General features: G+C 45.8%; 12 protein-coding genes. 8 read left to right on the forward strand and 4 right to left on the reverse strand.

Going from position 1 to position 12,160, the window contains the following annotated elements; genetic code table 11:
* Nucleotides 1–12 precede the first annotated feature (12 nt).
* From IX95_RS03065 to IX95_RS03075, 3 genes are all read right to left on the reverse strand, one after another.
* Entirely contained in the window at nucleotides 13–429 is a 417-nt protein-coding gene (locus IX95_RS03065; protein ID WP_038156738.1) for a YjfI family protein, read from the reverse strand.
* Between the two features lie 484 nt (nucleotides 430–913).
* A complete protein-coding gene (speD, locus tag IX95_RS03070) occupies nucleotides 914–1,288 on the reverse strand; it encodes an adenosylmethionine decarboxylase (protein ID WP_038156741.1) in 375 nt (124 codons plus the stop codon).
* A 316-nt stretch (nucleotides 1,289–1,604) separates the two neighbouring features.
* The gene (locus tag IX95_RS03075; RefSeq protein ID WP_038156744.1) at nucleotides 1,605–2,000 is read right to left on the reverse strand and encodes a hypothetical protein; all 396 of its coding nucleotides are present in this window, start codon (nucleotides 1,998–2,000) and stop codon (nucleotides 1,605–1,607) included.
* Between the two features lie 166 nt (nucleotides 2,001–2,166).
* Between IX95_RS03075 and IX95_RS03080 the strand changes: the two genes are divergently transcribed.
* The gene (locus IX95_RS03080) at nucleotides 2,167–2,382 is read left to right on the forward strand and encodes a TIGR02450 family Trp-rich protein (protein WP_006961837.1); all 216 of its coding nucleotides are present in this window, start codon (nucleotides 2,167–2,169) and stop codon (nucleotides 2,380–2,382) included.
* Nucleotides 2,383–2,468: 86 nt separating this feature from the next.
* Here IX95_RS03080 and IX95_RS03085 read toward each other — a convergent pair whose 3' ends face one another.
* The gene (locus IX95_RS03085; RefSeq protein WP_038156748.1) at nucleotides 2,469–2,942 is read right to left on the reverse strand and encodes a peroxiredoxin; all 474 of its coding nucleotides are present in this window, start codon (nucleotides 2,940–2,942) and stop codon (nucleotides 2,469–2,471) included.
* Nucleotides 2,943–3,452: 510 nt separating this feature from the next.
* On the opposite strand from IX95_RS03085, the gene IX95_RS03090 reads away from it, so the two are divergent.
* The 7 genes from IX95_RS03090 to IX95_RS03120 all read left to right on the forward strand — a co-directional run bounded on the left by IX95_RS03090 (nucleotide 3,453) and on the right by IX95_RS03120 (nucleotide 12,157).
* Nucleotides 3,453–3,872: a DUF2850 domain-containing protein gene (locus tag IX95_RS03090; RefSeq protein WP_051912452.1), complete on the forward strand. Its 420-nt coding sequence runs from the start codon at nucleotides 3,453–3,455 to the stop codon at nucleotides 3,870–3,872.
* A gap of 223 nt (nucleotides 3,873–4,095) precedes the next feature.
* Nucleotides 4,096–4,827: a GntR family transcriptional regulator gene (locus IX95_RS03095; protein ID WP_038156750.1), complete on the forward strand. Its 732-nt coding sequence runs from the start codon at nucleotides 4,096–4,098 to the stop codon at nucleotides 4,825–4,827.
* A 312-nt stretch (nucleotides 4,828–5,139) separates the two neighbouring features.
* Nucleotides 5,140–6,585, forward strand: coding sequence for a xanthine dehydrogenase small subunit (gene xdhA / locus IX95_RS03100; protein WP_038156752.1), 1,446 nt, complete (start codon nucleotides 5,140–5,142; stop codon nucleotides 6,583–6,585).
* Complete coding sequence (gene xdhB / locus IX95_RS03105; protein WP_021455261.1) at nucleotides 6,578–8,968, forward strand: xanthine dehydrogenase molybdopterin binding subunit; 2,391 nt, start codon at nucleotides 6,578–6,580, stop codon at nucleotides 8,966–8,968. Before xdhA ends, xdhB begins: the two co-directional genes overlap by 8 nt.
* Before the next feature lie 37 nt (nucleotides 8,969–9,005).
* The gene (gene xdhC / locus IX95_RS03110; protein WP_038156754.1) at nucleotides 9,006–9,857 is read left to right on the forward strand and encodes a xanthine dehydrogenase accessory protein XdhC; all 852 of its coding nucleotides are present in this window, start codon (nucleotides 9,006–9,008) and stop codon (nucleotides 9,855–9,857) included.
* Between the two features lie 31 nt (nucleotides 9,858–9,888).
* Nucleotides 9,889–11,226: a guanine deaminase gene (gene guaD / locus IX95_RS03115; RefSeq protein WP_038156756.1), complete on the forward strand. Its 1,338-nt coding sequence runs from the start codon at nucleotides 9,889–9,891 to the stop codon at nucleotides 11,224–11,226.
* A gap of 196 nt (nucleotides 11,227–11,422) precedes the next feature.
* Nucleotides 11,423–12,157 (forward strand): class I SAM-dependent methyltransferase, encoded by a 735-nt coding sequence (locus IX95_RS03120; RefSeq protein ID WP_038156758.1) that lies wholly within the window; start codon nucleotides 11,423–11,425, stop codon nucleotides 12,155–12,157.
* Nucleotides 12,158–12,160: the final 3 nt, after the last annotated feature.

A 12,160-nucleotide genomic window follows, 5' to 3' on the forward strand; every position in this document is an offset into this window, starting at 1 on the left:
CTCTTAAATCGGTTAGTTTAAGTAATCACTCATAGCATCGATGGCCTCAATGGTGTTGCTTGAAAGTACCTCCAATTCATGGACGATATCCTGCAAGCTTGAATGTACAGACAGTGCACCATAGATAACGTATTGATCCTCAAGAAGCGCAAAGGATGATAATGGAATGGAAATATTGGCACTTAGCATCGCCTTATTCATTTCATCCACCATACCTTTCTTAAGCTCTTCGCTTCTAAATAGGTAGGCAATACAGAGGATCTGATCTTCTGATACAGAGAGGAAAATGGGTAACTCTTCTTTGTCTTCGACGACGACCTGCAAGACTTCTATTTCACCCGGTATCGGATTTACCTCAAACAAAAAGCCGTACTGCTCGTCTTTACCTTTTTCAGCAAGCTGGTTTGCCAATGTTGTTAGATCAACCATGTCGTTCTCCTTATCTATATGATGATGGTTACGTAGTGGACATAATATGTCAAGACATATTATGTCTTTTGTGAATCATATAACCCTCATGTATGTGTAATTATCTTATTGTTTGATCTACATAAAGAACTAGGCGGAGTGAGTTCACCATTGACCACAACAAAGCACATAAGCTTGAGACGCTACTCTCAAGAATCGCTATTCTGAAGCTGGGTTATATAGACACGTAACTGGGAGGAATACCGATAAAAAATACCATTCGCGGAATCACGATCATATTGCTACATTGACAGTGCGAGCATCACTACATATCCAAATAGCATCGATGACTGTGTTGAAATCAGAGCTTTTCACAATTTTAATTAATGCGCCTTAGCTAGTTTCATGTAAAAGTCACCAACTCAGCCAGTACGTCCATATCAGAGATATCACTCTCTACAAGTGCGTAAAACTTGGATGGGAAAAGTCTTAGAGCGTGTGTTCTCTACACTAACGTTTCTGTACCACGAAGTATCGCTTTCGTATTTACAGCCTTTGGTTGAAGCATCTGCTTTAGAGGCTCAATGGCAAGTGCGGCGTCACAACTCCCGCACATAAAAACATCAAGTGCAACAAAACCCGTTTCAGGCCAAGTGTGTATCGTAATATGAGATTCTGCCAACAGCGCTACGCCTGTCACTCCTGATCCTTCACCAAATGAATGCAAGTTGACATTCAGTACTGTCGCCCCGCAGGCTTTGGCAGCCTTACGCAATGCATTCTCAATATAGACGACATCGGTCAGGTTACTGGCTCCAAAAAAATCGAGCAAAACGTGTTTACCAGGAGAATAAGGTTTATTGATAACTTTATCAGTCATTGTTCTTCGCCAACTTGAGTACATTACAAATGGACATAATATGTCAATTACTCATCGGTAACCAGTCAATTATAATCAACAAATATACATTAACTATTTAGGTTTCAATAAACTAGTGAGATTGGTGACGCTACAGCGTTTGGGAAAACATGAGTTTATAGGCAGAAGTATTCTGAGGCTTTCAGGAAAGATTACTAGCCAGGTACCCAAGAGCTCTGACGATAAAGTTTCATATCACCGCTCATCTGCATAATCACTATGGACCAGAAATTGTTCTAGGCGAATAGCCGCACCTGGTATGGTAGCTTGCCGTGATTTACTGACGGTAGTCTTCGGGCAGAAGAGCATCGCCTGAATGCTCAGCAAGATAACTAAGTGCGTCAATCACTCGGATAGGCGTTAACAAGTTGTCTTCATGACACGGGTCGAGTTCAAATGTAAGGTGAATTTGGTCTTGTTCAATTTTAAGAAACAGGTTTCCTTGAGGAGCTCTATCTTGTGTGAGAGCGAAAATACCGATACCAATGAAGTGCGAACTCTTCAGGTTTCTCGTTGAGTAGATATCACATTTCAACTTGTGGGCTATCACTATGAAATCGAGAAGTAAGTTGATCTGTTCATCTGAGACGCTATCCAAGGCCTTGACATGCGGCGCTTTGCAGAAACGCTCTAAATAGCTAATCATCTCATCGATATCATTGTTAAATAGCATCGTGGCTCCTCCTCTCTGGAAAGCTTGCGATTGTACCTTTCACACACAGCATAACAAGGCGTTAGGTACTTCTGTCTAATTAAACGCGATGTGTCACTGAGCTTATACCTTATCACCTTCGTAAAACCTGTTGTTTTTAATGCAATTAGATCGGTATGGCCTTGAGATGAATCGAATAAACCCAGCTAAATTACCTAACAGCAAATGGACAGCCTTAGAGCCTGTTAATCGAGAAAAGCACTTCTTAGTCTCTGAAGTCGAGTTTGACGAGGATGGTGTGGTCACCTCTTGTAAACTAGAGGCGGTGCTATCCAAAAAAGAATATGCCATTGACTGGCGAGACTTAAAACACCGAGAGAAATGGCTTCAAGGTTGGAAATGAATACCGCTTCCTCCTCCCTGATAAGCATTCTCACTGAAAAGGGTTCAGGATAGTCTATCCTGAACCCTTGGTGGCCTTTAAGGTTACTAAAGAGCCGCTAATATAGTCTCAGCCTTACTCGCCTCAAATTGCTTAGCTTCCTCAACATTTAACTGGGTCACCACACCATTTTCGATAACCATGGCATAGCGCTGCGAACGAATGCCACCGAAGGTTGCCGTGTCCATTTCAAGTCCCAAAGCTTTTGTAAAGCTCGCATCACCATCAGCCAGCATCATGATTTCCGTGGCATTTTGTGCTTCTCCCCACGCTTGCATGACAAAAGCATCGTTGACTGAAACACACGCGATAATATCGATACCTTTTGCCTTAATGTCATCGACAAGTACAACGTAACCAGGTAAATGAGCTTCTGAACAGGTTGGCGTAAATGCGCCTGGAACAGCAAAAAGCACTACTCGCTTGTTTGCAAAAAGCTCCTCTGTGTTATGGGTTACCATACCCTCCTCACCTAGTTCGCTAAGGGTTGCGGTTGGTATAGCTTGGCCTTTCTGAATCATGTCTGCATTCCTTGTTTTGTTTGCCTGAACAGTGTAGCCGCCAAAGCAAGAAGGAACCACCCACACAAAGTCCGGGTATCCAAAGGGCTTTAACAAGGTAATTGAAAAGCAGCTAACGTATCTCTAAATAACTAATTTCTGTAAGAAAATAGCTTCAAGAAATGCAATTAGGAAGTTGTTACTATTCTCTGAGTGCTGAGGTTCCCCAAGTTACCCCAGCGCTACGCTAGCCTTTTCGTGGTGGTCGACACAAATCTATCTCGGTGTACCCACGACGAGAGCTAGCGACCCTTTTGATTGCCTTTAACATTATTGTGTTTTGACGATCAGACAACTGCTATTACGTTTGAAGAGGTTAGTTTTAACTTCGTATTCGCTTATTATTTTTGATTTGTGACGCGCCTTTTTTAGGGCGCTTTTTTTATGACAAACCACTTCATATTTCCCATTAATTCTAACGTAGTTTCTCGATATGACTGAATTGTACAGATTGATTAAAGGGGATAGTTGATGGGCACTCTGAAAGGTGTGAGCGCAGCGATTCGCATTAAGTTCTCTAGTTGGCTAGAACACAGTTTGGGGATTTCATCCCTTACCGTATTAACTATCATTGCCTCAGTCTTGGTGGTGAATCTATCGGGTGTACTCATTTCTAAATGGCGAACGCCAGCTACACACATTATCTACGGCACTTGGGTTGAGCAATTCGTACCTCCCCACACCGCATCGACTATGAACATAAGCCAACACGGTGTTTCTTTTGGTCGAGGGGTTGTTACGACACAATTGCACTTTGACGGCAATTACCTTGAGTTTCACCGTGGTAAACAACTGTGGCGGTTTAAAATGCTCAATGACAAATATACAGAAATGCGTTTAATGACTGGAAGCAACTATCAGCCTATCTATCGCATACAGAAACAAGGATAGTTTGGTGGAACACACCAGTTGAAAGTGCACAACAACTCTCTGAATATCAACAGCGCCGACCAAAACACTTTATTAACAATCACGCTAGAAAAATGGGTGGCATTTTGCGCTTTATGTTTCACTTCTGTGTTCGCCCAGCTTGCCAATGCTAGCCACGTGTATACAAAGTGAAGTATCATTGTTTTATCAGGGAAATAAATAGGTTGAGGGTGACAAGCCGCCTATGGCAAATCTAAAAAATTCTGTGGCGAAAAACATTAAAACAAAAGTCGCCGGTCAAACGCAGGATGACGTGGTCTATTGCCACATCTTCGATGCGATACTTGAACAACGGTTGCCACCAGCGACCAAGCTGAATGAAGAAGCTTTAGCAGAGATCTTCAGCGTTAGTCGAACCATCATACGTCGAGCCTTGCTCCGACTGTCGATGGAACAGGTGGTCAGCATCAGGCCAAACCGCGGTGCGATGGTGTCTGCACCGACTAAAGAAGAAGCAAAACAAATCATCAAAGCGCGTGAAGTCATGGAGCTTGCCATTATTGAGCTTGCCGTTGAACATGCCACCAGCGCGAAGATAGAAGAGTGCCGACGCTTGGTAGAAAAAGAAAACGAGGCTTTCGATAAGGGTGATTACGGTAAAGGACTTCGACTATCTGGGGAGTTCCACATTAAGCTGGCCGAGATGGCAAACAACGCCCCATTGCTCGCATTCCAGAGAAGCTTAGTGTCGCAAACATCACTGCTGATTGCCCAGTATGAAACTGGCAACCATTCAAACTGCTCTCAGGACGAGCATACCCAGTTGCTAGATACGATTGAATCTGGCGATACTGAGCAAGCTATCAGCCTGATGGAAGAGCACTTATCTCATATCCGTTCCAAGCTAAACCTTGATAGTAATGCTGCTTCAAACGACCTACATGTCGTCTTTTCGGATCTATTGAAGAACAAATAAGCAGCTAATTTTGCATTACCTAAGTCCGGCGCCTTGCCGGACTTTTTGTTTCTCACCATCAAGATTGTACACAAAATAAAATACAATATTAAATTTCTTTACGTTAAAATTTTTTACGTCAAAACAAACTTTAACATCATTAAATTCATAGACTTACTTTGCCACCACTCTTGTTAATGACACCTTTATCGGTCATTTCATGTTGCAATATTGTAAAATTAAAGTTGACCTTACAGTCAAATTATCCAATTATTGACCCAAAGGTCAGAAAATTATTATTGGAACAATAGTGTCAATGCACAAGGAGGTCTCTTGATTACTTTCCTACTCAATCAAGAACTCAGACAAGAGAGTGAGCTGTCACCAAATATGACAGTGCTGCAGTACCTGAGAACACATGTACAAAAAACAGGTACTAAAGAAGGCTGTGGCTCAGGTGACTGTGGTGCCTGTACCGTAGTACTAGGCGAAGTGATCGAAGGCCAACTTCAGTATCGCTCGGTGAATTCCTGTCTGACGTTCGTATCCGCACTACATGGTAAGCAGCTGATTACCGTTGAAGACTTGCAGAACAAAAACAAGCTTCACTCAACTCAGCAAGCGATGGTCGATTTCCACGGTTCTCAATGTGGTTACTGTACTCCAGGTTTTATCATGTCGATGTTTGCTCTGAGCAAGAACAAACCTGCGGCGAACAAGGAAGATGTCATGGAGTCTCTGGCGGGTAACTTATGCCGCTGTACCGGGTACCGCCCTATTGTTGACGCCGCTTTGTCTCTGGCTTCTGATGAACCATTGATGGACCAGTTTGTTGAGCTGGAAAAAGAGACCATTGCTCGACTAGAAGCTCTTCAGGGGCAACCCGCCAGTCTGAGCCAAGGCAACCTAACAGCATATATCCCTCGTAGCATTGACGAACTGGCACAGATTTACACTGCAAATCCAAAGGCCAAGCTGGTTGCTGGCGGTACTGATTTGGCTCTTGAAGTCACTCAATTCCACCGCGAGATTGAAACTTTGATCAGCGTAAATCTGGTTGAAGACATGAAAGTGTGTGAAGAAAGTGACGATGCTCTACACATTGGTGCTAACGTTGCGATCAGCGATGCCTACCAACTTCTGACTCAACATTTCTCTGATTTTGGTGAGCTGCTGCATCGCTTTGCTTCTCTTCAAGTCCGTAATCAGGGCACATTGGGTGGCAACATTGGTAACGCCTCCCCTATCGGTGATGCGCCGCCGCTTTTGATTGCACTGAATGCACAAGTGAAATTGCGCCGTGGTAAGCAGACCAGAATCTTGCCGATTGAAGACTACTTCATCAGCTACAAAGTCACTGCTCAGCAAGAAAGTGAATTTATCGAGCAAGTGATTATTCCTAAATCAAAAGCGAACGAAACCTTCCGTGCTTACAAGCTTTCCAAGCGTCTAGACGATGATATTTCTGCGGTTTGTGGCGCATTCAATATTGAGATTGAAGACCATAAAGTCATCAATGCCCGCATCGCTTTCGGTGGTATGGCGGCAACGCCAAAACGTGCAACGCACTGTGAAAATGCGCTATTAGGCAAAGAATGGACACAAGCAACCATTGATGCCGCGATGGCTGAAATCCATAACGATTTTGAGCCACTTAGCGACTTCCGTGCCAGCAAAGAGTACCGCTCAATGACAGCAGCGAACATGCTGCGTCGCTTCTACATCGAGCAGACTCATCACAACAACCAGATCGAAACAAGGGTAACGTCTTATGTCTAACGCACATCATCAGACCATGACTCAAGAAGAGATGGTCGCCATCGTAAAGCAGGATCTGAAAACCGGCGTTGGTAAAAGCGTAAAACACGACAGCGCCCCGAAGCAGGTCACAGGTGAAGCGGTTTACATTGATGACCGCTTAGAATTCCCTAACCAGTTGCACGTGTATGCACGCCTGAGCACCCAAGCTCACGCAAAAATCACCAAACTGGACGTTTCGCCGTGTTACGAATTTGAAGGCGTTGCGATTGCCATCACCCACGAAGACGTACCGGGCCAGTTGGATATCGGTGCCATTCTACCGGGCGATCCACTGCTTGCTGACGGTCTGGTTCAATACTACGGTCAGCCCGTACTTGCCGTTGCCGCGGATGATATGGAAACGGCACGCAAAGCCGCGCAAGCCGCCATTGTTGAGTACGAAGCCCTACCACCAGTACTCGACGTAAAAGAAGCGCTTGAGAAAGAGCTGTTTGTTACTGAAAGCCACCAGCAAAAACGCGGTGACTCAGCAGCGGCACTCGCCAAAGCAAAACACGTGATTGAAGGCGATCTGGAGATTGGTGGTCAGGAACACTTCTACCTTGAGACTCAGGTCAGCAGCGTGATGCCAACTGAAGATGGTGGCATGATCGTTTATACCTCGACACAAAACCCAACTGAAGTACAAAAGCTGGTCGCCGAAGTACTTGGGGTTTCGATGCACAAAGTCGTGATCGACATGCGTCGTATGGGCGGCGGTTTCGGGGGTAAAGAAACGCAAGCCGCAGCGCCAGCGTGTATGGCTGCAGTCATTGCGCACCTGACTAAACGCCCAACTAAGATGCGTCTGCCTCGTATGGAAGACATGACCATGACGGGCAAGCGTCACCCATTTTATAACCAGTACAAAATAGGATTTAACGATGATGGCGTCATTGAAGGGGCTGACATCATCGTAGCGGGTAACTGTGGTTACTCTCCGGATCTGTCGAGCTCGATTGTCGACCGTGCAATGTTCCACTCAGACAACGCATATTATCTGGGTGATGCTACAGTGACAGGTCACCGCTGCAAAACCAACACGGCGTCGAATACGGCTTACCGTGGATTTGGTGGCCCGCAGGGGATGATGACCATTGAGCATATCATGGATGAAATTGCCCGCTATCTGGGTAAAGATCCACTCGAAGTCCGTAAAGCGAATTACTACGGTGGTGAGGGACGTAACGTCACTCATTACTACCAGACAGTTGAAGATAACTTCCTGCCAGAAATCACTGAGCAACTTGAACAAAGCAGTGACTATCACGCCCGTCGTAAAGCCATCGCTGAGTTCAACAAGCAAAGCCCGATCCTTAAGAAAGGTCTGGCGATCACACCAGTGAAATTTGGTATTTCTTTCACTGCGACTTTCCTGAATCAGGCTGGTGCGCTCATCCATATTTACACCGATGGCAGTATTCATTTGAATCACGGTGGTACGGAAATGGGTCAGGGTCTGAACATCAAGGTGGCGCAAATCGTTGCTGAGGAGTTCCAAGTAGATGTTGAACGTATCCAAATCACCGCTACCAACACAGACAAAGTACCGAACACATCACCAACCGCGGCCTCATCGGGCGCCGACCTCAACGGTAAGGCCGCCCAGAACGCCGCACTGACCATCAAACAACGTCTGATCGACTTCGCTGCCAGTCACTACAAAGTGTCAGCAGAAGAAGTGGTGTTTAAAAACGGTATGGTTGTGATTCGTGATGAAATTCTGACCTTCGAAGCCTTTGTTCAGCTGGCCTATTTCAACCAAGTATCGCTATCGAGCACTGGTTTCTACCGCACACCAAAAATCTACTATGACCATGAAAAAGCGCGTGGCCGTCCGTTCTACTACTTCGCGTACGGTGCCTCTTGCTCAGAAGTCATTGTGGATACCCTGACAGGCGAATACAAAATTCTGCGCGCAGACATTCTGCACGATGTAGGGGCTTCTCTTAACCCAGCAATTGATATTGGCCAGGTCGAGGGCGGCTTCCTGCAAGGTGTAGGCTGGCTGACCACAGAAGAGCTGATCTGGAACGAACAAGGTCGTCTGATGACCAACGGGCCTGCCAGCTACAAGATTCCGGCGATCGCCGATATGCCTATCGAGTTCCACACTCACCTTCTGGAAAATCGAGCCAACCCAGAAGATACCGTGTTTAACTCCAAGGCTGTCGGTGAGCCGCCATTCATGCTCGGCATGTCAGTGTGGAGTGCACTGAAAGATGCCATTGCCTCAGTTGCCGTTGAAGGTGCTATACCTAAATTAGATACGCCAGCAACACCAGAGCGTGTGTTGATGGCAATCAATGAGGTAACGCAAACGCAACAACAAGTGGCAAAACAGAACACGCAAGAGGTTTAAGCGGTTATTCAAGGGTTTACCGTTCAAGGAGAGACGTATGTTTAAGGACAATTGGATTCATGAACTGGCACAGCTAGAGAAAAACAGTGAACCTTGCGTGATGGTGACCGTATTGGAAGACCGTGGCTCAGTGCCACGGGATGCGGGCACAAAAATGTTGGTCACTCGCGACCGTTTGATTGCCACCATTGGTGGTGGTCATCTGGAGCACATCGCCACCAAAATGGCGCGTGAAATGCTGCTCGCGGGTGAACGTTCACTGAAAGTGGAGCGCTTTAATCTCGGGGCTCGTTTAGGTCAGTGTTGTGGCGGAATGGCAACACTGAGCTTCGAGCCAATTGGAACCGCGCAAAAACATCTAGTGGTATTCGGTGCTGGCCATGTTGCCAAAGCCCTTTTGCATATCGTCTCGACTCTCCCTTTCCGTGTCACTTGGATTGATGAGCGTGAAGACGTATTCCCTGATGAACTCCCTCGTAACGTAACCAAGTTGGTGAGCGATGATCCTGTCGCTGAAGTACGCGACGTGTCACCCAATAGCTACTATCTGGTCATGACACACAATCATCAGCTCGATTTTGAATTGGCCAAGGCAATCATTGATCGCGACGACAGTGTGTATTTCGGCATGATAGGTTCGCTAACCAAACGCAAAAAGTTCGACATGCGTTTGGCACAGCGCGGCTATAACCAGCAACAGATCAATACGATGATTTGCCCAATTGGCATCAGCATGGTGAATGGAAAACATCCTGCTGAAATTGCGGTATCGGTTGCGGGTGAACTCATCGCACACTATCAGGGAATGGAGCTTGAAGAGAAGCGCCCTACGCCACACAGTAAAGAAGAACAACTGAGCGATTCATCATTGGAAGAGAAAATCGCCTAGCCCCGAAAGAGGGCCGTTAAAGGAAGTAAACATGACAACTCAACGCAAAGCTTATCGTGCAAGCCTTCTGCACAGTATTGCTGACCCAAAAGACGTAGGACTGGAAAACTCGTATCAGTTTTTTGACGACGGTCTTCTCGTGGTGGAAGATGGCCACGTCATCGATATCGGTGAGACAGAAGAGGTGCTTAAAAGGCAGCCAAACGATCTCAACATAACCGAATATGAAGACAAACTGATCACATCGGGTTTCATCGACACCCATATTCATTATCCGCAAACCGGCATGATCGCCTCTTACGGTGAGCAACTGCTCGACTGGTTAGAAAACTACACCTTCCCAGAAGAAAGACGCTTCAAAAACCCGGTTTACGCGCATAAAGTCGCGAAGCTGTTCTTCAATGAGCTAGCGAGTAACGGCACCACCACAGCATTGGTGTTTGGCACGGTACATAAAGAGTCGGTCGATGTGTTCTTTGAAGAGGCAGAGCGCCGCAACTTGCGTATGATCGCAGGTAAAGTCCTAATGGACCGCAACGCGCCAGACTACCTGACCGATACGCCAGAATCTGGTTATGAAGCGTCTAAAGAGCTGATTGAAAAATGGCATAACAAAGGCCGACTGCTTTATGCGGTTACGCCTCGTTTCGCTCCAACCAGCACACCTGAACAGCTGGCGACTGTAGGTAAACTTCTGGAAGAATACCCAGATGTGTACATGCATACCCACCTTTCAGAGAACAAGAAAGAGATTGAATGGGTGCTTGAACTGTTCCCAGAGCGCGACTCTTATCTGGATGTCTACGACCATTACGGACTACTGCATAAGCGCTCTGTGTTTGCTCACGGCATTCATCTCTCTGATTGTGAATGCCAGCGTTTGGCAGAAACTGAATCGGCAATTGCCTTCTGTCCAACATCGAATCTGTTCCTCGGTTCTGGTCTGTTCAAACTACCTAAACTGGAAGAGCATGGAGTTCGCGTCGGTATGGGCACCGATGTCGGCGCAGGAACCAGCTTCTCGATTCTTGAGACGATGAGTGAAGCGTATAAGATCATGCAGCTTCAACAGGAGAAACTGCATCCATTGAAATCCCTGTTCTTAGCAACACTGGGCGGCGCACGTTCACTCCACCTTGAAGACAAAATTGGTAACCTTGAAGTGGGTAAAGAAGCGGACTTTGTCGTACTGGATTTACATGCAACGCAGCTGATGCGCTTCCGTATGGAGCAAGCCAAAACCTTGGAAGAGAAGCTGTTTGTGTTGATGAGCCTTGGCGATGACCGCACCGTTTCTAAGACGTACATCTATGGCGAGAAAGCCTATGACGCAGAAGGACGCATCGACGCAAAAAAGTTTGCTAGTTAACTCGGTCTTTTAGTGAAAACGCCCTTGCTTCGCAAGGGCGTTTTTTGTTTCTCGTATCTTATTGAATATCAAAATCAATCTCAAAATAATAACGTCTGCAATAGTCAAAATAAACACATATAAAACAGCGACTTAAATACAAAGAATATCGGCACAATAACTGCTAAGTTTCATCATAACAGTGGAGGTGTTGAATATGAGTGAACAAGCTAAGTATCTTGGCCAGAATAAGATTGTTTTATCCAAGGGAGACATTATCGACAAGGAGCTGTTTCACCTTGTGTCAGATATTATTGAACGCTACATCCCAAACACTAACCAAGCACATTTTCTCGATGTCGGTGGAGGCAATGGCAGCTACGCAGACAAACTCATCGGCCGATATCCAGGCTGCCAGGTCACTATCGTTGACCCTGACGAAAATGCATTGAACGAGAACAACCCTAATAGTCGTAAAAACCTGATCCAAGCCCATTACCAAAGCTTCGACTGCTTCTTCAAATACGACTTAATCCAGTTCAACTGGGTACTCAACCATTTTGTCGCGCCAACCTATTCCAAGACGCATGACTTACAACTGAAGGGGTTAAAAGATGCTTACGACATGCTAGCACCAGAGGGCATCGTTGTGATTTTTGAGAATCTGTATGAAGGCACGGACCACTCCAATATTCCAGGCAAAAGAATTTATCAGCTCACCTCCTCGACTCTGATTAAAACGCTTGTAGCCAAGTTAGGTTCAAATACTGCAGGGGTCGGAGTGTGTTTTAATTCAGAACTTTTCTGGCGAGAACAACTGATCAAAGCAGGCTTTAGCAGCGTTTTCTCAGCCCACTGCTACGACTTTGGAAACTTAAATCCCATCAAAAAATGGCTGCTAGGTATCGAGAACCAAAGAGTGGGAATGATCGTGGGCGTGAAATCTGATTAGAAA

The sequence above is a fragment of the Vibrio sp. B183 genome (genome assembly GCF_000740665.1).
Lineage (GTDB): Bacteria > Pseudomonadota > Gammaproteobacteria > Enterobacterales > Vibrionaceae > Vibrio > Vibrio coralliilyticus.

Excerpts from the sequence above, each read along its gene's own strand:
- IX95_RS03065 (WP_038156738.1), bottom strand. The coding sequence starts at position 429 with ATGGTTGATCTAACAACATTGGCAAACCAGCTTGCTGAAAAAGGTAAA.
- speD (WP_038156741.1), bottom strand. The coding sequence starts at position 1,288 with ATGACTGATAAAGTTATCAATAAACCTTATTCTCCTGGTAAACACGTT.
- IX95_RS03075 (WP_038156744.1), bottom strand. The coding sequence starts at position 2,000 with ATGCTATTTAACAATGATATCGATGAGATGATTAGCTATTTAGAGCGT.
- IX95_RS03080 (WP_006961837.1), top strand. The coding sequence starts at position 2,167 with ATGAATCGAATAAACCCAGCTAAATTACCTAACAGCAAATGGACAGCC.
- IX95_RS03085 (WP_038156748.1), bottom strand. The coding sequence starts at position 2,942 with ATGATTCAGAAAGGCCAAGCTATACCAACCGCAACCCTTAGCGAACTA.
- IX95_RS03090 (WP_051912452.1), top strand. The coding sequence starts at position 3,453 with ATGGGCACTCTGAAAGGTGTGAGCGCAGCGATTCGCATTAAGTTCTCT.
- IX95_RS03095 (WP_038156750.1), top strand. The coding sequence starts at position 4,096 with ATGGCAAATCTAAAAAATTCTGTGGCGAAAAACATTAAAACAAAAGTC.
- xdhB (WP_021455261.1), top strand. The coding sequence starts at position 6,578 with ATGTCTAACGCACATCATCAGACCATGACTCAAGAAGAGATGGTCGCC.
- xdhC (WP_038156754.1), top strand. The coding sequence starts at position 9,006 with ATGTTTAAGGACAATTGGATTCATGAACTGGCACAGCTAGAGAAAAAC.
- guaD (WP_038156756.1), top strand. The coding sequence starts at position 9,889 with ATGACAACTCAACGCAAAGCTTATCGTGCAAGCCTTCTGCACAGTATT.
- IX95_RS03120 (WP_038156758.1), top strand. The coding sequence starts at position 11,423 with ATGAGTGAACAAGCTAAGTATCTTGGCCAGAATAAGATTGTTTTATCC.